The following is a 22,416-nucleotide window of genomic DNA, read 5'->3' as shown; positions in this document are numbered from 1 at the left end:
CTGCTCCGTTGCCCAAAGAAGACGCGAAGAGCCCCTCCTCACTCACTGCAAAGCAAAACCGAGAGCAGGCACAGGTATCGCCGCAGTCTCGGTTTCATCGGTTATCGCATTGATCTGCGCATTCATGGCCGCCCAGGTCTTATCCCAGGAGCTGAGTGCCAGATGCTGATCCACGGCCCGCGCCCACTTCGTAGAACCGGCCCCGGATCTTTGTGATGGAAGCAGGCTATGGATTGACGCCACGACTTCAGCGGCGTTGCGGGCAATCTGGACAAGCCCCCTCTCGCCGTACGGGGCAACGACATCCGGAATTGGCGTCGAGACGACGCGGAGGCCGGCAGCCAGAAATTCCGGGGTTTTTGTCGGGCTTATGAAGCGCGTTGCGGCGTTCTGTGCGAATGGCATGAAGCCGCAGTCCCATCCCGAAAGATACTCCGGAAGCTCCGCATAGCGCTTCATGCCGAGCCAATGAATATTCGGGCGCCGCGGTAGATCCGCCGGTTCAATTTTCACGACCGGGCCAATCATGACGAAATGCCAGTCAGGCCTGAGATCCGCCACTTGCGAGACCAGATCGACATCCATTCTCTCGTCGATCACGCCAAAGAAACCGATGCGCGGATGAGGGATCAATCGCTGATCGTCCGGTGCAGTCAATCCAAGCCGGGCCGTGGAGAAATGAGGCGCATCGATGCTTGAAGGAAAGGGATGGATGTTCGCATGTCGATGACGCTTGGCCTCGTAGAGGCTCATCCCGCCGGTGAAGACCAGGTCAGCACGGGCAAATAGCTCCTCCTCCAAGGTGATCAATTCCGGAGAGGCCCCCAGGAACGCGGATAGCTCGTCCATGTTGTCATACACGACCACATCAGCGGCAAGATCTCGACTGATGCATACCGCCTGGGCCGTATAATACCAGAGGACGCGGCCCAGTGAATCGCGATCTTCCAAAAGCGTTTCCAGGAGGTCACGCACGTGGCTGACGGCCTCGGATCTGTCGCAAGCCTCATCAAGGACCGGCACCACCACCGTGACGCCCTCGTCTGTCACCTTAATCTCCAGGTGCGCGCCCTCCGCTTGTCGAAACACGGGCTCTTCAATGAAGAAGACCTGAAAGTATTTTACGGCTCGAGACATCAGATGCTGCGGCCGCTGATAAACGAAATCCCACCTTAGATGTGAGAAGCAGATTAAATCCGGTAGGGCCGCAATGCTACGATGAAGTGTCATTTTACTCACATCCAAGCGTGAGCCGGGCAGGACTCGTTGCTCCCTTGCACAGCTCGCTTCAATTTGGCCTCTTTTCCGGATATTTACATCTGGAGAAGAGAGCCCCGCCGCTGAATATGACACATGAACGGCAGCATCCGTACATTACCTATGTTAATGAAATTGTTTAATTATGATTATTCCTTTCGGGAACAATTATAATATCCCCGGGCTTTAGCCTCGAACATAACATCGGAATCCAATCACCTTCCGACTTGCTTTCTCTTATAGCATATACCGCGCGCTTCATTGGGCTCTCCCTCTGGCGACTGAGGAACTCTTCATGTTCGATTGGCTGATTGTCGGAGCGGGATTTGCAGGCAGCGTGCTGGCGGAGCGGCTCGCCGTCGAACGTGGAGACCGTGTCCTTGTCATCGATCGCAGGCCTCACATTGGAGGCAACGCTTATGATTACTATAATGACGCCGGCCTTCTCGTTCACAAGTACGGCCCGCACATCTTCCACACCAACAGCGCTGAGATATTCCGTTATCTCTCCCGATTTACGGAGTGGCGTGAATACAGCCATCGCGTTCTTGCTGAGGTGGACGGACAACGGGTTCCTGTCCCGATAAATCGCACGACGATAAACCTGCTATACGGGTGTGATTTGAAGACGGACGCTGAAGCGGAAGATTGGCTGGCTTTGCGAGCAGAGGCACGGCCCTCCATTCAAACATCCGAAGACGTTGTTATCAGTAAAATCGGACGAGAGCTCTACGAGAAAATATTCCGCGGTTACACACGAAAGCAATGGGGCCTGGATCCCAGCGAACTCGACAAATCCGTTACTGCACGCGTGCCGACGCGTGTTAATACCGATGATCGTTATTTTACAGATACATATCAAGTCATGCCCAAGAACGGCTATACGTGCTTGTTCGGGCGGATGCTCGACCATCCGAATATCACCGTTATGCTAGACACTGACTATGCTGATATCTCTAGCATTGTAGAATATGATCGAATAATATACACGGGGCAGATCGATGAATATTTCGGAAGCTGCTTTGGACCGCTACCCTACAGATCGCTGCAATTCGAGCATGTCACACGCGCCTGCGAATGGTATCAGCCAGTAGGAGTCGTAAACTTCCCGCAGACGGAAGACTACACGCGTGTGACAGAATACAAGCACCTCACCGGACAAGAACATCCGATGACGGCCCTGACATTTGAATATCCAAGCGCGAGCGGCGATCCTTACTACCCTGTTCCACGAGCGGAAAATCAGGCGCGCTACCAGCTCTATGAAGAGCTTGCGCGAAATACTCCCAATGTTTGGTTCGTCGGGCGATTGGCGACCTACCGCTATTACAATATGGATCAGGTCGTCGGACAGGCGCTCGCAACGTATCGCAAAATCAGCTTGTCAGTCCCACGCTTGGCCGGCCACGACCTCCATGCGAGCAGCCCACCTGCCAACGACCCGGTGATCAATTGACCGCCGATAGCACGTGGGCGGAGAGCACCCAGGTCATTGGTACCGAGTTCGAGCGTCAAAGCGGTGTCAGGCAGCGTGCCGCAGTCGCCGATGCAGGTAATTCTCGTCAAAGCCGGCAATCTGCACCAGCCTGGCCGGATCATCGATGAGCAGACATCCACGTTGCAAGGTCATGGCTCCGCCTAAGCGCAGCTCCTTCAGGACGCGGTTCAGATGGACCGGGGTCATTCCCAGCGAGTCCGCGATCAACAGCTGAGACAACGGGAGCGTGAGCCTGGGTTCGTGTGTCAGTCCGATGTTGCGAGCCCTGAGATACAGCTCGCACATCAGATGTGCGACGCGCTCAATGCTCGTGCGACGTCCCATGCTTGTGATCCACGCGCGCATCGTGCCCTCATCGATGAGCTGCGCCACATAGATCGCTTTTGCTATCGCTCGGCGATTGTCCATCAGCAGGTCCATCTCAGCCCGATCGATGGTCGCGACAAGAGCGGGCGTGATGGTCTGAATGCTGTGGTCCATCTCCGCGAGCAGACCCACATGATGGTCGCAGCAATCGCCCGGCATTAGGAATGCCAGCACTTGCCGCGTGCCGCTCGGCAAGATCTTATAACGATAGGCCCATCCTTCGAGGATAACGAAAACAGGGCCAGGACGGTCGCCTTCCCGGATCAGGTCGCGCCGAGCCGCAACCTGTTGCGGCCGGGAGGTTGCCGCTCCCAATGCTGCGATGTCATCCTCGCCCAACTGACCAAAGCCAGCGAGCTTCTCGATGAAGCGGTTGTCCATCTCGCCACACTCTCATGCGGCAATATTTTTTAATATTGTTTAAAGTTATAGTAGAATGTTGATATGGATGATAGCAGGGCTCACACGCCGTGCTAAGCTCCAACCATCGTCGGCCCGTTTTCAGGCTCCGGCGGCTGAGAGACGAAGCGCTCTCGCCTGAATGGAGCTACGCCCATGGCCGAGGGAATCTCCAACAAGGATCCCGCCCGCGCTGCCGCTCAGCGATCAGAACCCGACGCTCACGGCCAAGCCGCGTTGCTGCTGGTGGAGAGTCTGATTCATGCCTTGATTGCGCGTGCACTGATCAGTGCGGAGGACGCAGTCGAGATCGTGGGTGTCGCGACAGAGGTGAAGGCGGAAATTGGTGCAGATCTTGGTGACTCACCCGCCACGATGGAGAAGTCGCTTACTCTTCTCAAATCGATCAGCGCAAGCCTGATGCACGATGTAGCACGCTGATGCGTGCCTGCTTGCGCTCACGATGAATCGCAAAGCTTAGCAGTATTATTTATATACAACTTTATAACCCATGTTGTACGCAGGTATTACTTAATCGGATACATTTGATCCACGGCGAGAAAACACTTTCTCCCTCCTGCCGCCGCCATGTCTCCATAGCGAGGTCTAGTCGAGCGCCCTCGCTAGCGGCTCTGTCTTGCTTCAGGATCCGGTCCAATAATGCGCACTCACGAGTCCCTGCCAAATGCAACGTCGTCGAAACCGGCCGCAGCTTCACACCTCGATGCCATCGCTTGGATGCGGAAACTGGCCCATTATCGGCAATGCTCATTCCGACGCAGCACCTTCGAACTTATCGTCACTCTGTTTCCCTTCGCCCTTGCATGGGGCCTGATGCTGGCTGCCCTGAAGCTTGACCAGGTTTGGCTTTACGGTGCCGTGCTGTTGCCGGCGGCTGGTCTTCTGGTTCGCCTTTTCATGATCCAGCACGATTGTGGGCATGGCTCTTTCTTTCCGAGCCGGCATAGCAATGACTGGACGGGCCGTATCGTCGGCATTCTGACCCTGACGCCCTACGATCATTGGAAGCGCAGTCACGCGGTCCACCATTCCAGCTCGGGCAATCTCGATCATCGTGGCATAGGCGACATCGACACACTGACGGTCCGGGAGTATCGCGCCTTGACGCGTTGGGGCCGCGCCCGCTACCGCATGTATCGGCACCCCTTGGTGATGTTCGGCCTGGGCCCGATCTATGTGTTCCTGCTGCAAAGCAGGCTGCCCCTCGGCGCCCTGCGTGGGGGATGGCGACCTTGGACCAGCACAATGGCCACCAATCTCGCCGTGACGCTGGTGGCCGCCGCAATCATCTATATGGTCGGATTCTGGTCGTTCATCCTGGTCCATTTACCCATCGTAGCGCTCGCCGCCGCCGCGGGGGTCTGGCTCTTCTACGTCCAGCACCAGTTCGAGGGAACGCATTGGGCGGGCGATGACAGCTGGAGCTTTCACGAAGCCGCCCTGCATGGCAGCTCGCACTATGACCTGCCGGCGCCCCTGCGTTGGTTCACCGCCAATATCGGTATGCACCACGTGCACCACCTCTGCAGTCGCATTCCCTTCTACCGCTTGCCGGAAGTCCTCCGCGACCATCCCGAACTTCGGGACATCGGGCGCCTGACTCTGTGGCAAAGCTTTAGCTGTGTCAGGTTGACCTTGTGGGATGAAGAAAGCCGGCGGCTTGTGGGGTTTGAAAGCGCAGATCATGCAGCGAATATTCCGTCAAAATAACTGGGAGGTTTGCGGGCCCCTCTTTGGATGTATCACGGCCTTCCGACCGCAGTGCCAGCTGATCGTCATGGGCGCGTTTAGTCATTATAATATTATTGTGCGATGCAACATTATGGGATTCTATGCGTTACTACAAAGGTTTTATAGAAGCGTAGGACCATATGTTACACATACAGAACGAAACTAAACAGCTTACAGAACTCGTCGACTTTGGATCAAATCCAGGTTGTCTGGGTTCCTATATTTACATCCCGACCGGTCTGGAGAAAGACTCCCCGCTTGTGGTCGTCCTCCATGGCTGCGATCAGACTGCAGAGAGCTATAATCGCGGATCCGGATGGTCTGAACTAGCCGAAGAGTATCGCTTCATTGTCCTGTTCCCGGAACAGCAAAAATCCAACAATCGCACACTTGCCTTCAATTGGTTTCGGATGGCTGACTTAGATCAGGGCGATTTCGAAGCGAAATCCATCCGGCAGATGATCCAAAAAGTCTCATTAGAGAACGCCGTTGATCTATCGAAGATCTATATTACTGGCCTCTCCGCTGGAGGCGCGATGACCTCCGCAATCCTCGCCGTTTATCCAGACGTTTTTGCAGGTGCGGCGATTATTGCCGGCCTCCCATATGGCCGAGCGAACACGCTGCTCGGTGCATACTGGCTCATGCAAGGGTGGGAACTCCCATGGGAGGCCTACTTGGACAAGCCATTGAAAATGCCGAAAAATCACCCCGAGGGACGCCCCAGCATATCGGTATGGCAAGGCAGCCACGACAGGGTCGTCTCCCCTTCAAATGCTGACGCCATCGTCAGGCAATGGCAGACGGCTCACGACCTTTGCCGATCTCCGACCCGAACGGACGAAGTGTCCGGTTTTACGCGCCGCGTCTGGTGCAACGGGGACGGCCGCGAATTGATCGAGCAGTTTATCATCCCCGATATGGGGCATGGTGCTCCGTTGGACGTTGCCTCGGGACAGGGGGGCGAAGCGGCCGGTGATTATATGCTCGACATCGGCATTTCATCGACGAGGCAGATCTCACAATTCTGGGGAATTTGCCAGGGGACGACCCTCGCAATTCCCGAGATCACGCCTGATCATGACGCCTCTAGAGCGCTGGAATGCGCGCTGCAGGGCTGATCATCTCAGCCCTGTCGCTTGCCTGGAGGAAGTTATGGATGTCGCTTGCAGCGATAGCGGCATGTCCGAATGCCACAGCGATCTGGTTGATCTCGTTGACGACATCACCGGCAGCATAGAGGCCGGGGATGGCGGTGCGCTGGTGTGAATCCACAATGAGGTTGCCGGCGTCGTCGCACTCCGCCCCCAACCCTATGGCGAGTGTTGACCGGATCGTGCATCCCATCGCCGGGTAAATTGTATCGAACGTGAGCGTCCTGCCGTTGGCCAGCGTGACGCTTGCCCTTGTGCCATCTGGTCGGATCGGATCTGTTGCGCAGACTGCCAGCTGAATCCCGGCATTCGTAAGCTGGGTGCGCAAGTCAGGGTCAGTTGCTGCGTCCGTCGCGAGCACGGTGACATCGCGGCTGTAGGTTCGCATGGACAGTGCCTTCTTTGCCGCGGCCTCAAGGGTCCCCATCACGGCCACACGCTTATCGATCACCTCGTAGCCGTCGCATATCGGGCAGAGCCGCAGGGTGCCAGCCTTGAGCATTGCCGGCACGTCCGGACTGTCGGGAAGCGCATCGACGATGCCCGTCGCCATCACCACGGAGCGCGCCCGGATGGGAAATGACGCGATTGCCGTAAATGCATTTTCGGCCCGGCAAAGATCGTGCACCGTGTCATCGAGAAGCACCGCACCATACTTTACGGCCTGCTGCCGCAGTCGCTCGAGCAGGTAGGGTCCGGTGACCCCATCCGGAAAGCCGGGACAGTTGCGGGTGACGGGAATCCACTTCGCACGGCTTTCTCCGGCATCGATAACGATAGTCCGACGGCGAAACCTCCCGAGATAGGTCGCAGCTGTCAGTCCGGCCACGCCGCCACCGATGATCAGGCAGTCGAAAACACCGTCGTCATTTGTCGTGTCCAGGTCCATCACTCTAAAATCCTGACTGGTCGCGGCAATTATTGAGGTAAATGCTACGGCGGCACTTGAGCGAAACGCCGAAGCGCCCGTTTGGTTACATTCACGACGAGGAGGCGCCGCGGAAATGGGGCTGTTTGCGGGGAATGCGCTGGAACTGGCGCCGCGCCTGATCGGAATGACGCTGCTTGTCGATGGTGTCGGTGGGACAATCGTGGAGGTTGAGGCCTATCTGCGGGACGATGCCGCTTCACACAGTTTCCGAGGACAGATGAAAACCAATGGCTCCATGTTCGGCGCCTCCGGCCATGCCTATGTCTATCGGTCCTACGGCCTGCATTGGTGCTTCAATGTCGTTGCCGAGGAGCACGGTGCCGTACTTGTACGCGCCCTCGCTCCGGAATTCGGCGCCGAGCTCATGCAGGCTCGTCGCGGCACATCCATCGATCTTTGCAGCGGACCGGGGCGCCTCACCCAAGCGCTGGGGATATCGGGCGTCCACGACGGCCTTCCGCTCGACCGATCACCATTCGAGTTCAGGGATCGCGCTGAGAAGCCGGAGATCGTCGTTGGCCCTCGCATCGGTATCACCAAAGCTAGGGAGCAGCCCTGGCGTTTTGGATTGAATGGCTCCCCTTATTTGAGTCGATCCTTCGGCAAGACATCGGCACAGATATTCTATAGTATCACAATATAATCATCTGATTACTCAGATTGTAAGACATAATTATTTTAATTACCGCTCCCCGTAGGCGAGCCAAACTGGGGGTTGACCCAGACGGCATATTGCGGCGCCCAAGCCCTGCTAAGCTTCTAATCTCCCAATACCTCCATGAAAATGATAGAGCTTATTCGTAAGCTAGGCGCTGCCCATTAGATTTCGTCGTGACGGAACGTTCACTCTTGTTGTTCGTTTTCTAGGTGGAAAATGCCTCTAAATTTCACCTGTAGCCGGAGCGCGGCCATGGATTCATCAAGCCTGAAGCAACAAGCGCATCAATTCGCCGATGAGAAGAAAGAGCAGGGCGCCGAGCGGATTGATGGCTTCGCGGACGCAATCCGAGGAGCCGCCCGTTCCCTCGAAGAAGAGATGCCCATGGGCGCCTCCTATATTGATAGCGCCGCCGAACAGCTTGAGCGCGCCGCCGCCGCTTTGAAGGGGCGCAGCGTAGAGCAATTGCTCGGCGACATGGAGAACCTCACACGGGGTCGTCCCCTTGTTCTCTTTGGCGGCGCCGTTGTCGCTGGCTTCGCCCTCACGCGGTTTCTGAAGAGTTCCGCACCCGCCCCGGCCCGTGAGCTGGGGAGGCCGTGATGCAGACCGACGCAAGATCCATCCCGAGCTTGATGCTTGATGCCTGCGGGCAGTTCACCACGTTGCTCAGCAAGGAGGGGCGGCTCGCACGGGCTGAGATTTCCGGAAACATCGCGAAGGCGGCCAACGGCTTGTCCTTTCTCGTCGGCGGCGCAGTCCTGCTGATCCCGGCGCTCGTGATCCTCATGCAGACCGCCATAGAACTCATGACCCGCCAGGGGATCGATCCGGTAACGGGCGGTGCCTTGCTCGGCGGTCTCGTGCTCGTCATCGGGCTCCTGTTCCTTCTCGTCGGAGCATCCCGCCTCCGGGTGGAACAAGTGATGCCCGACAAGACCATTCACCAGCTTCAGCAGGACGCCCGTGTCGCCCAGGAACAGATGAGGCCCAGCCATGACGCACACCGACCAACTTGAGCAAGAAGCGGAGTTCGCCCGCGGCGAACTCACCGGCACACTGGATCAGCTGCGGACGCGGATGAGCGTCGGGCAGATTCTTGACGAGGTGATGGACTATACAAGGACGGGAGCGGCCGGCGAGTTTGCTGGCAATTTGCGCTCTCAAGCCATGGCCAATCCTGTTCCCCTGGTGCTGATGGGCGCCGGCATGGCGTGGATGATGTTTGCTGCCAGCAAAGGTCCATCTAGCCACCACGATATCGCTACACGGGACAGCAAAGCCGCCGAAGCCCGAGACCGGGTCTCCCCGCCGGACTGGGGCGGGGTCGAAAGCAAGGCCAGTTCGACGGCGGACAAAGCATCCAGTCTCGCGAGCACCGCCGCTGCCGGTGTGCGCAATGGAGCCCAGGCGGTCGGCGGATCGCTCTCGGCCGCTGGCGGATATCTGAAAGATGGCGCGGAGCAGGGTCGAGATACGGCTCGGCGGACATATTACGACGTGACTGACGCCGTGTCGGACACCGCGCAGCAGGCTGCCCGCGTATCGCAGAATCTTGCATCCAGCACGGCGTCAGTCAGTCAACGATTCATGGCCTTCTGCAAAGAGCAGCCGCTTGTTCTGGCGGGGCTTGGTCTCGCCATCGGGGCTGGGTTGGGTGCCCTCCTGCCCAATACGGATACAGAAAACAATGCCATGGGAGAGGCAGCAGAGGACGCCAAAACGCATCTGGCGGACGCAGCAGGAGGCGCCATGGACAAAGCTACCGCGGTGGCCGAAAGCGCCCTGACTGCCGCGATGGACGAGGCGCAGAAGCAGGGCCTCGCTGCTCCTGCCGATCAAACGGCTGAAGCGCTGGAAAAGAACGAGAATGGTGAGGCCGCTTTACCACCGTCTCCCGAACTGACCGACGGCCAGAGGCGTCAGGATCCCGTGCATTGACGCTAAGGATCGGGCCGCCCACAGAACGACCTATGAAGACTGCTGCGCCCGCATTTCTATGCGGGCGTAGATCATCATGCCGGCCACTTGCGGGAAGGCTGACAGGTGCAATCAAAGACGACCGTCATACATCCAGGAGGCTGTAGCGAGCGCCACCAGCAGAACAACCAATCCACCGAATATTACCGCCCAAGTTCGGACGTTGGGCAGAGCATTAACAGGCGCCCGGTGATCTTCTTCTCCAGGGGTCTTGCTCCATTCGGTAGACACGGGCGCACCATGTATACCTTTGCTTAGTCCTTGTGGGGTTTCGCCTGCGGCTTCATCGTCGGTACCGAGAGGTGCGGCGGCATGGTCAGGAAAGGCGACCTTATCCCTGGTCGTCCCCGCATCGATGTTTGCCCTCAACTGGGGCGGCGCTGATTTGTGTTGCATGGTGTCAATCCTTCCTGAAGGGAACCCCATACAACACCAGCTGTTCCGGCTCCTCTCCCATCACGCCGGCGTTTTGCCGGTGAGGCCGGGTTCTCTGGGGAGCGAAGCGGTAGTCCCTCAAGCCAGGGCTGGTGGAAGGCTCCAGTGGACTTCCTGGAGTTGTTCTCCATGGCTGGAAAGCGCATAGACCGCCATGCCCGGCTCGCCGACCTTGATCCTGCCGGAGGCAAGATCGTCCAGGGCGTTGCCCAGGTCAGCGCGGCCCATCCGCCATCTTGCCGCGGCCGACTCCGGCGAGAAGTCGAAGGCCTTGCGCTTATCTCTCGAACCTGATCCGAATAGGCGATGTGCAGAATGGTGACCGAAGCTACCGTGCCGTGCCGCGAACGCTCGTCGAACAGCGCAGCGCGACGTTAGAGTCGCAATATCGGCCCGATGCCTCGTTCGGGCCTGGAGACGAGAGCTCCCGCGGATCCGCTTCGGACGATGGACTTTCGGACATTTTGATTCCTCGACGGTATGGCTCCGATGTCCAATGGCGACGCTTCATTGTCTTTCCACATCGTCGCCCGCGGGCGGAGCAGTCAGCCCGTCCGCGCGACGAGGTCGATTGAGATCTGAAGCCCGACGATCCGTTTAGCCGCGTTCAGCGGCCCCAGCCCGGACCGGGAGCAGGGCCTCCCATGCCACCGCGGTATCCCGGACCACCACCAACACGCACATTAGTGCATCGCTGCACAATGATGCGATGACCATTTCGCCATGTGGTTGTGGGGCGGCATACGCGGCGCCATGCCACTTGCTCCGATCCGAAAATGCCCGTGGCGATCGAATGCTGCAAAGAAGGCGCAGCAGATAGCGGAGAGGCCGAAGCTGCGGGCGCCCCTGCGATAAGGCCTAAAAACGCGGCGCCGCATAAGGACACATTAAGGTATTTCATAAAGTCACAGCTCCTACAAATATTCGACCCTACATAAGTGGGACCAAATATTATAACGCCGGTAATCGGCATCCGTTCCAGTGAACTGGATATATTATTAGATTAACTTGAAATAATATTTTCAGTTATAAATAATTAACCAGAAATTTTACGCTGAAGGGATGATGCACAAAGCGCCAACCTGTCTCCGCCTTCGCGTATGACTGAGTAAGAGCGCCGAATGGCGGCTACGTCAGCGCGTCCGGACATGCCGGGCATCCAGTAGAAGACATGCGGGCGCGGTGTCGTCCAGCTCGGCGCGGAATTCATCGACACGGGGGAAGGTCTTCACATCCAGATCGAGGGAGCGCAAAAGCCTGCTAACCCTACACACGCGAGGCTCTGGCAAGAAAACTCCGGCATGTGCTCGCGAATGCTCCGCAGCGAAGGGCTGGCCTCACTCCAACGCCGTTCGTAAACGCCGGTACGCCGGGAACTCCCGTGCGGACGCTGACCATCCTGGTGTGCGAGGGCGATCCCCTGATCCGAAGCAGCACCGCGGAGATGCTTCAGGCACTCGGCCACGTCGTTTTCGAAGCTGGCGACGAGAAGGCTGCTGTCGCAGTCGCCGAGCAGCACATGATCGACGTCTTGCTGACCGATGTTGGTCTGCCAGACATCTCCGGCATCCAACTCGCCGACGAGTTGCGGTCCCGCAAGCAGGGATTGAGAGTCATCTTCGCGACCGGAAGGGATCACATCGCTGGAAACATGCCGGATCCATCGGTCAGACTTCTCATGAAGCCCTATAGCTTGGAGAACCTGAAGGCTGTCGTTTCAGACATTGCCTGATGCTCCGCACAACCAAGCAGCCGAACGTCCCTACGGAAGCGCGCCTTCGCCTCCGGAGGCCCGACGTCCCTGGAAAGCTTCTCGGGCGTTCGGGCGAGCTGCATTGATCTTGAATCTCCAGACGCGTGAGGGAACGCCGTTAGATTGACCAATGCGATGGGCTGAATATTCCGATCACCGCCACATGCTTCGCATGCGGGCACCCACATCGATCCGGACGTTCCGGGCGGCCGCCTCGGCCTGTGTTTCCCGGCTGGCGAGGGGCCACGTCACCTGCTCGAAATGCCCGAGCAGGGTCTTCGGAATGAAGCGGGTGCGGGAGGCATAGACATGCCTGTCCCCCTGCGCCGCCTGGCCGTGGGTGAAGAAGCGTTGCGGGATCATGAGGTGAAGGCGGTCCCTCGCCCGCGTCATTCCCACATAGAGCAGCCGCCGCTCTTCCTCGATCTCGTCCACATGCCCGACGCCGAGATCGCTCGGGATGCAACCGTCGACGACATTCAGGATGAAGGTCGTCTTCCACTCCTGCCCCTTGGCCGAATGGAGCGTGGACAGGATCAGGTAGTCCTCGTCGAGTGTCGGAACGCCCGCCTGGTCGCTCGTTGCGTCTGGGGGATCGAGCGTCAGTTCGGTGAGGAAGCGTTCGCGCGACGGGTAACCTGACGCAATCTGCTCGAGTTGGATCAGATCGGCGAGCCGGGTGCTGGCATCCTCGTGAATTCGCTCGAGGTGGGGCTCATACCACCGCCTCACTGCTTCGATCTCGGCGGGCCATCCGACGTCGTCGGCACTCACCTCGCGAAGCATGGCAATGAAGGCGGTCCACTGGTCGCCCGCCCGCGCGGGCGGTGGAGCTTCGGCCAGCGCTTCCATTGGGCTGGGGTGTGCGCCCGCGGCATCGAGCGCCCGCTGGGCGGATGCAGGGCCGACGCCGGGAATCAACTGCATGACCCGGAAGCCCGCAACGCGGTCCAGCGGATTCTGGACGAACCGCAGGGTCGCCAGCAGGTCCTTCACATGCGCCGCATCCAGGAACTTGAGGCCGCCGAATTTCACGAAAGGAATGTTGCGGCGGGTGAGCTCGACCTCCAGGGGACCGCTGTGACTGGACGTCCGGAAAAGGATTGCCTGCTGCTTCAGGGCAACGCCTTCTTCCCGGTTCTCGAGCACCCGGTCGGCGATGAACCTTGCTTGATCCATCTCATCCCGGACGGTCACGAGTTGCGGCCGCTCGGCGGACGTGCGGTCGGTCCAGAGGTTCTTGGTGAACCGCTCGGGCGCGAGCTCGATCACAGCATTCGCTGCGGAGAGGATGGACTGTGTCGAGCGATAGTTCTGCTCCAGGGTCACGACCTCGGCGGGAGGACTGAACTGGCCGGGAAAGTCGAGGATGTTGCGCACCGTGGCCGCGCGAAACGCGTAGATCGATTGGGCATCGTCGCCGACCACGGTCAGCCCCTTCCCGTCGGGCTTCAGGGCAAGGAGAATCGTCGACTGAAGGCGGTTCGTGTCCTGGTATTCGTCGACCATGACGTGGTCGAACCGACTGCCAATATCCTCGGCGAGAATGGGATCGGTGACGAGCTGGGACCAGTAGAGAAGCAGGTCGTCGTAATCGAGAACGTTCTGTGCCTGCTTGGCTTCCACATAGCCCGCGAAGAGCTGGCGGAGCTCATCATGCCATCCCGCGCACCAGGGGAAGGAGCGCCGGAGGACATTCTCCAGCGGCATCTCAGCGTTCACGGCGCGGGAGTAGATGGACAGGCACGTGCCCTTCGCCGGAAACCGGCTCTCGGTCTTCGAGAAACCGAGATCGTGGCGGGCGAGGTTCATCAGGTCGGCAGAATCTTCGCGGTCATGGATGGTGAAAGCCGGGTCGAGTCCCATCTGCTCGGCATAGTCCCGCAGGATGCGGGCGCCGATCCCATGGAAGGTTCCAGCCCACATGAGGGCGTCGGCCGATAGCCCACCCTTGTCGTTCAAGACGCGGTTGCAAATGCGTTCGACGCGGCGGGCCATCTCGGAGGCCGCGCGCCGCGAAAAGGTCATCAAAAGGATCCTGCGCGGGTCGGCACCGTTGACGATAAGATGGGCCACGCGGTGGGCCAGGGTGTTGGTCTTCCCTGAGCCCGCGCCAGCAATGATAAGGAGTGGGGTCGTCGCTGAGGCCCGATCGCCCGAGACCCCATGCTCCGTTGCACGCCGCTGCTCCGGATTGAGAGCGTCAAGGTACGCAGCGGTCGCGGCCAACGATTCAATCCCCGTCCAAGCATTGGTGGCGGGAGGTTCTCAGATTCCCGTTTTGTTCGCAATGGCCGCTGGCAGATTGCTGCCTCGCTGCCAGGAGGATATCAATCTGAGATCAACGATGGAAAGGGCGGCGGCCGTGCCCCACGATTATCAGGCCGACATTGATGCAATATCGCGCATCCCGGCGGTTGCACAAATTCTCGACGTAGTCTGCGAGACCACAGGCATGGGTTTCTCGGCGGTCGCGAGGGTGACCGAGCAGAGGTGGATCGCCTGCAATGTCAGGGACCGGATCTCATTTGGGCTGACGCCCGGAGGGGAGCTGGAAGTCAGATCGACGATCTGCCACGAGATTCGCGCGAGCCGTGAGGCGGTGATCATTGACCATGTCGCCGAAGATCAGGAATTCTGCCAGCACCACACTCCGCTGAGATACGGCTTTCAAAGCTACATCTCGATGCCGATCATTCTGGCGGACGGGACATTCTGGGGCACGCTCTGCGCGATCGATCCCCATCCGCGCAAGCTCAACAACCCGACCATCGTCAACATGTTCAAGCTCTTCGCAGAGCTGATCGGATATCACCTCAACGCCGAGGAGCGCTTCCATCGGACGGAGGCAGCACTCGTTGACGAGCGCACGAGCTCCGAGTTGCGGGAGCAATTCATCGCCGTGTTGGGGCATGACCTGCGCAACCCCCTCGCCTCCATTGATGCGGGAGTCCGCCTGCTATCGAGGAAGCTCGTCGACGAGGAAAGCAGGTCCATCACGAATGCCGTCCAGGGGAGCGTGAGGCGAATGGCTCTCCTCATCTCCGACGTCATGGATTTCGCCCGCGGGCGCTTGGGAGGCGGCATCGCCGTTTTCGAGCAGCCGGATATCGAGCTCGGCGAGCTGCTGGAGCCAGTCATCGAGGAGTCTCGGGCAGCTCACCCCGACCGCCGCATCGTCAGTAAGTTTGCGATCCACGATACCGTCCGGTGCGACCCCTCCCGCATGCAGCAGGTTCTGTCGAATCTGGTCGCGAACGCGTTGATCCATGGTTCTGCTGCGTCACCCATTGACGTATGGGCGGCCACGAATGGGGGCACGTTCGAGCTCTCGGTCACGAACGCTGGCGAACAGATTTCGCCCGCAGTCATGGCTGATCTCTTCAAGCCCTTCGTTCGGGAGAGGCGAAGCGCGAGCAAGCAGGGCCTTGGCCTTGGACTCTATATCTGCTCCGAGATCGCCAAGGCTCATGGCGGAACGTTGACAGCCACATCCTCGCCGTCCGAAACGCGCTTCACTCTTCGAATTCCAATGACCTAAGTTCGTGACAGGCACCTCGGAAGGAATGTCAGCAATCAGTGCGGACGCGCGGAGTATCACCGGCAATCTTTCGGGGTTCTAACACGTGGCGCCCCGGACAGAGGCGCAATCTGATCGAACGTGCATTGCCGCGGCGCCTTGTCCGGGCGCCAGCGGATCAGCTTCGTGCCGTGGCGAAACCGATCGCCCGTAACATGGTCAAACCGCACCTCCACGACCAGATCGGGCCGTACCGCTACCCAATCTCCTGTCCGGTCCGTGCTCCAGCGACTTGGACCGCCAGGAGCCTTCCCCGTAAAGCCCGGAGAGTGCTCCATCGATTCAAGCCGATCGGTCAGTTCTGCCCGCTCCGCATTCGAAATGGTGGACGTGAACCCGACATGATCAAGCAAGCCATCATCGTCATAGAGGCCGAGGAGAAGAGAGCCGACCCCTCGTCGATCCTGGGCATAGCGAAATCCGCCGACGACGCAGTCTGCCGTGCGTAGGTGCTTGACCTTCACCATGGCACGCTCGCCCGTCTCATATAAACCATCACGCCGCTTGGCGATCACCCCATCGGTTCCGAGCACCCCTTCATCAAGCCATCGCTCGGCTTCCTGGTGCTCGTAGGTCAGGGGTGAGAGAGCCAAGGCTTCCGGTGCGTGGACACGGGCGAAGAAGGTCTCCAGTTTTTCCCTTCGACGATCCAAAGGTTGGTTCAGAAGAGAACGCCCATCCGAGCCGGCCAGGATGTCGAACAGCATGAGCCTGGCGGGCGTCGCCGCTGCGAGCTTCCGGACGCGACTTTCGGCCGGATGAAGCCGCATCTGAAGGGCATCGAAGGCAAGATGTCCGTCGATCTCGATGAGGAGTTCACCGTCCAGCACGAACCGGCGCACGGGAAGGGATTCCAGGTGGGCGACGACTTCGGGGAAATAGCGTGCGAGCGGCTTCCCGGACTTCGCACGAAGATCCACGTCCTGCCCGTCCTTGAAGGCGAGGCATCGGAAGCCGTCCCATTTCGGTTCGTATTGCCAGGAACCGTCCTGTACCGGAAGGCTGGCGGCCGCGCGCGCCTCCATCGGCGGCGTCTCGATGGGCAACGCAAACGATGGTCGTGAAGACCTTCCAACGTCAGCGTCGCCGATCGGCTCTGGTTTGGTCTTCCGGGCTCGATTTATCACGCGTCCATCATCTGCATTTTGCCTCGTGAGCCTCAGGAACAAACACCGTCTTTCTGTGTTCCGGCGTCACCTCACATGGGAGACGGTCATGGCCAAGGACAAGACACTTCACGACCTGTTCCTGGAAACCCTGAAAGACATCTACTACGCGGAGAAGCAGATCCTCCGGGCGCTTCCGAAGATGGAGCGCGGCGCGCAGTCGCCCGAGGCCAAGAAGGCGTTCGAGACGCATCACGACGAGACCGAGATCCACGTGGAGCGCTTGGAGAAGATCTTCGACTTGCTGGGCAAGCCCGCACGCGGCAAGCAGTGCCCGGCGATCCTCGGCATCATCGAGGAGAGCAAGGAGATCATGGAAGACTTCGCCGGCAGCCCGGCGCTCGACGCCGGTCTGCTGTCCGCCGCCCAGGCGGTCGAGCATTACGAAATCACCCGCTATGGCACCCTGAAGACCTGGGCCACGCAGCTCGGCATGTCGGAGGCTGCCTCTCTCCTCGACCAGACGCTCCAGGAGGAAATCCGGACCGACAAGCTGCTCACCCAGCTTGCCCAGTCCGGAGAGAACGCCAAGGCCGCATAATCAAGGAAGGCCCGCGCGCCACTCTGGCGCACGGGCCTTGCGTCGTGTTCGGAGTTGCGTCATGGACCCGTTGGAGATCCCTTCGTCATCGGTCCGACTGCGCCCTGCGCCGTCCGTTCCGGCCCGCTGGCGCCGCGCGGCCATCTTCAAGCAATTAGGTCCAGGGCTCATAACCGGTGCCGCGGATGATGATCCCAGCGGCATCGCCACCTATTCGCAGGCCGGAGCTCAGTTCGGCTTCAACATGCTCTGGACCATGATCCTGACCTATCCGCTCATGTCGGCGGTGCAATTGGTCAGTGCCCAGATCGGTCGAGTTACCGGGAAGGGCCTTGCAAGCAATATCGGATGCATCTTCCCGAAGCCCGTCGTGCTCGGCCTCGTCCTGCTGCTGTTCGGCGCGAACACCATCAATATCGGCGCGAATCTCGCAGCCATGGGCGCCGCCTCCGAACTCGTGGCGGGGGGATGGAGCCAAGTCTACACCGTGATCTTCGCCTTGGTATCCCTGACGCTTCAGCTCTTCATTTCCTACGAGACCTATGCTCGGTATCTCAAGTGGCTGACGCTGGCTTTGCTGGCCTATGTGGCCGTCGTGTTCGTGGTGAAGCTTGACTGGGGAGCAGCGGTGAAGGGCATCATCGCGCCGAGCTTTCCGCTGAACTCGGATAGCATCACCATGATCGTCGCCATCCTGGGTACCACGATCAGCCCCTATTTGCTGTTCTGGCAGAGCAGCCAGGAAGTGGAGGAGATCGACCAGGACGAGGAGGCCAAGCCCCTGAAGGATTCCCCCACGCAGGCATCCCGGGAGATGCAGCGGATGCGGCTGGACACCTTCGTGGGCATGGCGGTCTCGAACATCGTCGCTATCGCCATCATGATCAGCACGGCCGCCACGCTGCACGCCAGCGGCAAGACCGAGATCGCGAGCGCGGCGGAAGCGGCCGAGGCGCTCAGGCCGATTGCGGGAAACTTCGCCTTCTTCCTGTTTAGTCTCGGCATCATCGGCACCGGCCTGCTTTCGCTTCCGGTCCTTGCAGGGTCCGCCGCCTATGCGTTCGGCGAAGCCCAGGGCTGGAAGTGCGGCCTGGAAAACAAGCCATGGGAGGCCATCGGGTTCTACAGCGTGATCGTGGCCGCAACCCTCCTCGGCATCGGTATTGACCTGGCTGGCATCGATCCCATGAAGGCGCTGGTTTGGAGCGCCGTCATCAACGGCTTTGCCGCCGTGCCGATGATGGCGGCAATGATGTACGTGGCGACCCGGCGCGATCAAATGGGGCGGTTTACGGTGTCGCTGCCCACCCTGATCCTCGGATGGTGTGCAACGGGACTGATGGCGCTGGCCGCGGGTGCTTCGATCATCGTTTAGGGGATCGCCGCCTTCGAAGGGCGGAGGCCGATATAGGAGCTCACGCTCGGCGCTCCGGTCTCCCTAAGTCGCTCGGAGGAACAAGGGGAAGGCCGCTCGGTTAATGCCGCAGAACACCGAGTCTCATCAGCCGCGAAACCGTTCGGAGATCGCCCATGAAAGCTCTAACTTGGCATGGCAAGGGTGACATCCGATGCGAGAGCGTGCCGGATCCTCAGATCGAGGATGGGCGGGATGCGATCATCAAGGTGACGGCCTGCGCCATCTGCGGTTCCGACCTGCACATCTATGGCGGCATCATCCCCGGCATGGAGCATGGCGACGTGCTTGGGCATGAAACCATGGGCGAGGTAGTGGAGGTCGGCCGCGAGAACACCAAGCTGAAGGTCGGCGACCGGGTGGTCGTCCCCTTCACCATCGCCTGCGGCGAGTGCTTCTTCTGCAAGCGTGGCTACTTCTCGGGATGCGAGCGGTCGAACCCGAACAAGTCCGTTGCCGAAGAGATGTGGGGCTATTCCCCTGCCGGGCTGTTCGGCTACTCGCACATCCTCGGCGGCTATGCCGGGGGGCAGGCGGAATTTCTGCGCGTGCCCTTCGCCGACAGTGGTCCGATCAAGGTGCCGGAGGGCATGTCGGACGAGCAGGCGCTGTTCCTCTCGGACATCTTCCCGACCGGCTACATGGCCGCCGATTTCTGCAATATCCAGCCGGGCGACACTATCGCCATCTGGGGCTGCGGTCCCGTCGGCCAGATGGCTATCCGCAGTGCGTTCCTCCTCGGCGCCGAACGCGTGCTTGCCATCGACACCGTACCGGAACGTCTTGCGTTGGCGCGGGCGGCCGGGGCCCAGACCCTCGATTTCATGGAAGAGGACATTTACGAGCGCATCCGCGACCTCACGCAGGGGCGCGGAGCGGATGCCTGCATCGATGCGGTGGGGACGGAGGCCGAGCCCCGCTCCTCCACCTACGCCATGATCGACCGGATCAAGACCGCCACCTTCATGGGCACCGATCGGCCCCATGTCCTGCGCCAAGCCATCCAATGCTGCCGCAACTTCGGCACCGTCTCCATCGTCGGAGTCTACGGTGGCTTCGTGGATAAGATCCCCATGGGCTCGGCCATCAACCGCGGCCTCACCTTCCGCATGGCCCAGACCCCGGTCCAGCATTACCTGCCCATCCTGATGGAGCGCATCCAGAAGGGCGAGATCGACCCTTCCTTCGTCATCACCCATCGCGCAGGCCTGGAGGAAGGGCCAGACCTCTACAAGACCTTCCGCGACAAGGAAGACGGCTGCATCAAAGTCGTCCTGAAGCCCTAAGGAGACATGCCATGGCCCATTCCCGCCAGCTTGCCGTCGTCACCGGCGCCTCCTCCGGCATCGGCTACGAACTCGCCGTCCTGTGTGCGAAGGACGGCTTCGACCTGGTCATTGCCGCTGACGACCCGGGCATCACTTCCGCGGCGGAGGCCTTGCGCGCGATCGGCGTTCAGGTGGAGGTGGTCCAGGCCGACCTGTCCACCACTCAGAGCGTGGACCGGCTCTATGAGGCGGTGCGCAGCACCGGGCGGCCGGTAAGCGCGCTGCTTGCCAATGCCGGCCATGGTCTCGGCAAAGGCTTCCTCGACCAGGACTTCTCCAAGGCCCGCCACGTGCTCGACACCAACGTGACGGGCACCATCTATCTGATCCACAAGATCGGCAACGACATGCGCGCCCGCAGCGAAGGCCGCATCCTCATCACCGGCTCCATCGCCGGCTTCATGCCGGGCGCGTTCCAGGCGGTCTACAATGGCACCAAGGCGTTCATCGACTCCTTCTCCTGGGCGCTGCGGAACGAGCTGAAGGACACGGGCGTGAGCGTCACCTGTCTCATGCCCGGCCCCACCGAGACCGAGTTCTTCGAGCGTGCGGACCTCATGGACACGAAGGTGGGCCAGCAGGAGAAGGACGATCCTGCGATGGTCGCGAAAGCCGGCTTCGACGCCATGATGAAGGGCGAAGGCGATGTGGTGGCAGGCTGGAAAAACAAGTTCCAGGCGGCCATGGCCAACGTCACGCCAGCAAGCACCCTAGCTGAGATGCACCGCAAGATGGCAGAGCCTGGCTCGGGCACGAATTGAGGGAACATCGGTGGATGAAGGGGCCGCTTTCAAAAGACCCCTAGTATTTCCGGAATTCTTCAGAGGTCCGTTGCTTTCTTGAAGGCGTCCTTGGCCTTCCCGACTGCCTTCTGGCCTTCACGCTTAAGTTCCTGCGCCTTGCCATCAGCTTCAAGGCGCTCAGAACCTGTGGCCTTTCCAGCAACCTGTTTCACGTTACCGATCGCTTCATTGGCATGGCCTTAACCTTGTCTGTCGCACTGCCCGTGCGAGTGACCTCCTATTCGACCGCGGTTTCGCGGCATGTCGAACAACGCAGAGACCACTGCCGAGTTCATCGCCGGCCCCTTTGCTACAGCCAGGAACGAACCTGCCCAAGGCGCGTTCAAACCGCACAGTTTCTAAGCATAGAGGTGGCTAAAATGAAGCGCGCTTTGCCCATCGTCATGGCAATGGCATTCGCGGGACCTGTCTTTGCACAGGCGCCCGCGGCAAATCCAAATCCCAACACCCCCGCCGTGAGCACGCAGAGCACCCCTCAGCCCGGGCAACCGGCCAAGGGATCGAATAGCTTCACGGAAGACCAGGCGAAGTCCCGCATCGAGGCCAAGGGGTTCACGAACGTGACCGGCCTCGCGAAGGACAATGACGGCATTTGGAGGGGCAAAGCTTCGAAGGGCGGCACCTCCCAAGACGTCGCCGTGGACTATCAGGGCAACGTCTTTCCGAACTGATCAGCCACGCTGAAACGCAATGGAGGAAGACATGGCAACTGTTTCTGGTCTGTTCGACAATTACGACGAAGCCCTCGCAGCCGTGAGCCGGCTGGAGGCCTTTGGGACCGACCGCTCCGATATCAGCATCGTCGCGAACAATGCTGATGATTGGTACGGTCGGCGCCCGGCCGATGTGGAAACCGACAGCAAAGCGGGTGAAGGCGCTGCTTCCGGCGCGGGTCTCGGCGCTGTCGTGGGCGGCGCCGGGGGCCTGCTTGCCGGTCTGGGCTTGCTTGCCATTCCTGGCATCGGGCCGGTCGTCGCCGCCGGATGGCTCGTGGCTACCGGCGCCGGCGCCGTTGCCGGGGCGGCTGCGGGCGGGGCGGTCGGGGGGCTTGTCGGCTCAATGGTTTCGGAGGGCGTGCCGGAGGACCGTGCGAACGTCTACGCTGAAGGCGTGCGCCGCGGCGGCACTCTCGTTTCCGCCAAGGTGCCCGACGACCGAATCGTAGAAGCCCAGGCGGCGTTGGACGATGAGGTGAGCGTGGATCTCGTCGAACGGGAGCGCGCTTATCGTGGCGAGGGATGGTCGCGGTTTGATCCCGACGCTCCCGCGTACACCACCGAAGAAGTTACCAAAGAGCGTGCGCGTTACAGGATTTAACATACAAAATCAGAGGCCAGCGATCTCTCGCTGGCCTCCTTTGGTTACTCAGATATAGGTGGCTGCATATCTTGACGCTACCGT

The 22,416-nt window shown here is 60.0% G+C and carries 22 protein-coding genes and 1 pseudogene; 16 read left to right on the top strand and 7 right to left on the bottom strand.

The window, feature by feature from the left end; genetic code table 11:
* Positions 1-42: 42 nt before the first annotated feature.
* Positions 43-1,137: a glycosyltransferase gene (locus ABLE91_RS26980; RefSeq protein ID WP_348935645.1), complete on the bottom strand. Its 1,095-nt coding sequence runs from the start codon at positions 1,135-1,137 to the stop codon at positions 43-45.
* Positions 1,138-1,552: 415 nt separating this feature from the next.
* Between ABLE91_RS26980 and glf the strand changes: the two genes are divergently transcribed.
* Positions 1,553-2,713 (top strand): UDP-galactopyranose mutase, encoded by a 1,161-nt coding sequence (glf, locus tag ABLE91_RS26975; protein ID WP_348935644.1) that lies wholly within the window; start codon positions 1,553-1,555, stop codon positions 2,711-2,713.
* A gap of 66 nt (positions 2,714-2,779) precedes the next feature.
* Here the strand turns inward: glf and ABLE91_RS26970 are convergent, their stop codons facing one another.
* Entirely contained in the window at positions 2,780-3,502 is a 723-nt protein-coding gene (locus tag ABLE91_RS26970) for a Crp/Fnr family transcriptional regulator (protein ID WP_348935643.1), read from the bottom strand.
* Between the two features lie 174 nt (positions 3,503-3,676).
* Between ABLE91_RS26970 and ABLE91_RS26965 the strand changes: the two genes are divergently transcribed.
* From ABLE91_RS26965 to ABLE91_RS26955, 3 genes are all read left to right on the top strand, one after another.
* Entirely contained in the window at positions 3,677-3,961 is a 285-nt protein-coding gene (locus ABLE91_RS26965; protein WP_348935642.1) for a hypothetical protein, read from the top strand.
* 297 nt (positions 3,962-4,258) lie between these two features.
* Complete coding sequence (locus ABLE91_RS26960; protein ID WP_348935652.1) at positions 4,259-5,251, top strand: fatty acid desaturase; 993 nt, start codon at positions 4,259-4,261, stop codon at positions 5,249-5,251.
* Positions 5,252-5,412: 161 nt separating this feature from the next.
* Entirely contained in the window at positions 5,413-6,393 is a 981-nt protein-coding gene (locus ABLE91_RS26955) for an extracellular catalytic domain type 1 short-chain-length polyhydroxyalkanoate depolymerase (protein ID WP_348935641.1), read from the top strand.
* Here ABLE91_RS26955 and ABLE91_RS26950 read toward each other — a convergent pair.
* Positions 6,362-7,315, bottom strand: a complete 954-nt coding sequence (locus ABLE91_RS26950) for an NAD(P)/FAD-dependent oxidoreductase (RefSeq protein WP_348935640.1) — start codon at positions 7,313-7,315, stop codon at positions 6,362-6,364. The two genes, ABLE91_RS26955 and ABLE91_RS26950, sit on opposite strands and share 32 nt — an antisense overlap.
* A 115-nt stretch (positions 7,316-7,430) precedes the next feature.
* On the opposite strand from ABLE91_RS26950, the gene ABLE91_RS26945 reads away from it, so the two are divergent.
* The 4 genes from ABLE91_RS26945 to ABLE91_RS26930 all read left to right on the top strand — a co-directional run bounded on the left by ABLE91_RS26945 (position 7,431) and on the right by ABLE91_RS26930 (position 9,956).
* Positions 7,431-8,000, top strand: a complete 570-nt coding sequence (locus ABLE91_RS26945; RefSeq protein ID WP_348935639.1) for a DNA-3-methyladenine glycosylase — start codon at positions 7,431-7,433, stop codon at positions 7,998-8,000.
* Between the two features lie 267 nt (positions 8,001-8,267).
* The gene (locus tag ABLE91_RS26940; RefSeq protein ID WP_348935638.1) at positions 8,268-8,618 is read left to right on the top strand and encodes a hypothetical protein; all 351 of its coding nucleotides are present in this window, start codon (positions 8,268-8,270) and stop codon (positions 8,616-8,618) included.
* Positions 8,618-9,034 (top strand): phage holin family protein, encoded by a 417-nt coding sequence (locus ABLE91_RS26935; protein WP_348935637.1) that lies wholly within the window; start codon positions 8,618-8,620, stop codon positions 9,032-9,034. The genes ABLE91_RS26940 and ABLE91_RS26935 overlap by 1 nt, the downstream gene beginning before the upstream one ends.
* Entirely contained in the window at positions 9,012-9,956 is a 945-nt protein-coding gene (locus ABLE91_RS26930) for a DUF3618 domain-containing protein (RefSeq protein ID WP_348935636.1), read from the top strand. The genes ABLE91_RS26935 and ABLE91_RS26930 overlap by 23 nt, the downstream gene beginning before the upstream one ends.
* 552 nt (positions 9,957-10,508) lie before the next feature.
* Here ABLE91_RS26930 and ABLE91_RS26925 read toward each other — a convergent pair.
* Positions 10,509-10,658 carry a hypothetical protein gene (locus ABLE91_RS26925; RefSeq protein ID WP_348935635.1) on the bottom strand — a complete coding sequence of 50 codons (150 nt, stop codon included), beginning with the start codon at positions 10,656-10,658 and terminating at the stop codon, positions 10,509-10,511.
* A gap of 1,153 nt (positions 10,659-11,811) precedes the next feature.
* Here ABLE91_RS26925 and ABLE91_RS26920 point away from each other — a divergent pair.
* Positions 11,812-12,162, top strand: a complete 351-nt coding sequence (locus ABLE91_RS26920; protein ID WP_348935634.1) for a response regulator — start codon at positions 11,812-11,814, stop codon at positions 12,160-12,162.
* Between the two features lie 174 nt (positions 12,163-12,336).
* Here ABLE91_RS26920 and ABLE91_RS26915 read toward each other — a convergent pair whose 3' ends face one another.
* Positions 12,337-14,412 (bottom strand): ATP-dependent helicase, encoded by a 2,076-nt coding sequence (locus ABLE91_RS26915; RefSeq protein WP_348935633.1) that lies wholly within the window; start codon positions 14,410-14,412, stop codon positions 12,337-12,339.
* Between the two features lie 118 nt (positions 14,413-14,530).
* Between ABLE91_RS26915 and ABLE91_RS26910 the strand changes: the two genes are divergently transcribed.
* Positions 14,531-15,724: a GAF domain-containing sensor histidine kinase gene (locus ABLE91_RS26910; RefSeq protein WP_348935632.1), complete on the top strand. Its 1,194-nt coding sequence runs from the start codon at positions 14,531-14,533 to the stop codon at positions 15,722-15,724.
* 56 nt (positions 15,725-15,780) lie between these two features.
* Here the strand turns inward: ABLE91_RS26910 and ABLE91_RS26905 are convergent, their stop codons facing one another.
* Complete coding sequence (locus ABLE91_RS26905) at positions 15,781-16,854, bottom strand: ATP-dependent DNA ligase (RefSeq protein ID WP_348935651.1); 1,074 nt, start codon at positions 16,852-16,854, stop codon at positions 15,781-15,783.
* Positions 16,855-16,978: 124 nt separating this feature from the next.
* Here ABLE91_RS26905 and ABLE91_RS26900 point away from each other — a divergent pair, with 124 nt between their 5' ends.
* The 4 genes from ABLE91_RS26900 (at position 16,979) to ABLE91_RS26885 (ending at position 20,973) form a co-directional block, all read left to right on the top strand.
* The gene (locus ABLE91_RS26900; protein WP_348935631.1) at positions 16,979-17,470 is read left to right on the top strand and encodes a YciE/YciF ferroxidase family protein; all 492 of its coding nucleotides are present in this window, start codon (positions 16,979-16,981) and stop codon (positions 17,468-17,470) included.
* Between the two features lie 61 nt (positions 17,471-17,531).
* Complete coding sequence (locus ABLE91_RS26895) at positions 17,532-18,845, top strand: Nramp family divalent metal transporter (protein ID WP_348935630.1); 1,314 nt, start codon at positions 17,532-17,534, stop codon at positions 18,843-18,845.
* A 155-nt stretch (positions 18,846-19,000) separates the two neighbouring features.
* Positions 19,001-20,170 (top strand): zinc-dependent alcohol dehydrogenase, encoded by a 1,170-nt coding sequence (locus tag ABLE91_RS26890; RefSeq protein WP_348935629.1) that lies wholly within the window; start codon positions 19,001-19,003, stop codon positions 20,168-20,170.
* A gap of 11 nt (positions 20,171-20,181) precedes the next feature.
* Positions 20,182-20,973 (top strand): SDR family NAD(P)-dependent oxidoreductase, encoded by a 792-nt coding sequence (locus tag ABLE91_RS26885; RefSeq protein WP_348935628.1) that lies wholly within the window; start codon positions 20,182-20,184, stop codon positions 20,971-20,973.
* Positions 20,974-21,032: 59 nt separating this feature from the next.
* Here ABLE91_RS26885 and ABLE91_RS26880 read toward each other — a convergent pair.
* Positions 21,033-21,220 (bottom strand): annotated as a pseudogene (locus ABLE91_RS26880) (CsbD family protein); the annotation flags it as partial.
* Between the two features lie 250 nt (positions 21,221-21,470).
* On the opposite strand from ABLE91_RS26880, the gene ABLE91_RS26875 reads away from it, so the two are divergent.
* Positions 21,471-21,686 (top strand): hypothetical protein, encoded by a 216-nt coding sequence (locus ABLE91_RS26875; protein WP_510182008.1) that lies wholly within the window; start codon positions 21,471-21,473, stop codon positions 21,684-21,686.
* 31 nt (positions 21,687-21,717) lie between these two features.
* Positions 21,718-22,332 carry a general stress protein gene (locus ABLE91_RS26870; protein WP_348935626.1) on the top strand — a complete coding sequence of 205 codons (615 nt, stop codon included), beginning with the start codon at positions 21,718-21,720 and terminating at the stop codon, positions 22,330-22,332.
* The last annotated feature ends 84 nt before the right edge of the window (positions 22,333-22,416 follow it).

The organism is Aquabacter albus (genome assembly GCF_040049275.1).
GTDB lineage: Bacteria > Pseudomonadota > Alphaproteobacteria > Rhizobiales > Xanthobacteraceae > Aquabacter.
This window is presented reverse-complemented; position numbering and strand designations above follow the sequence as displayed.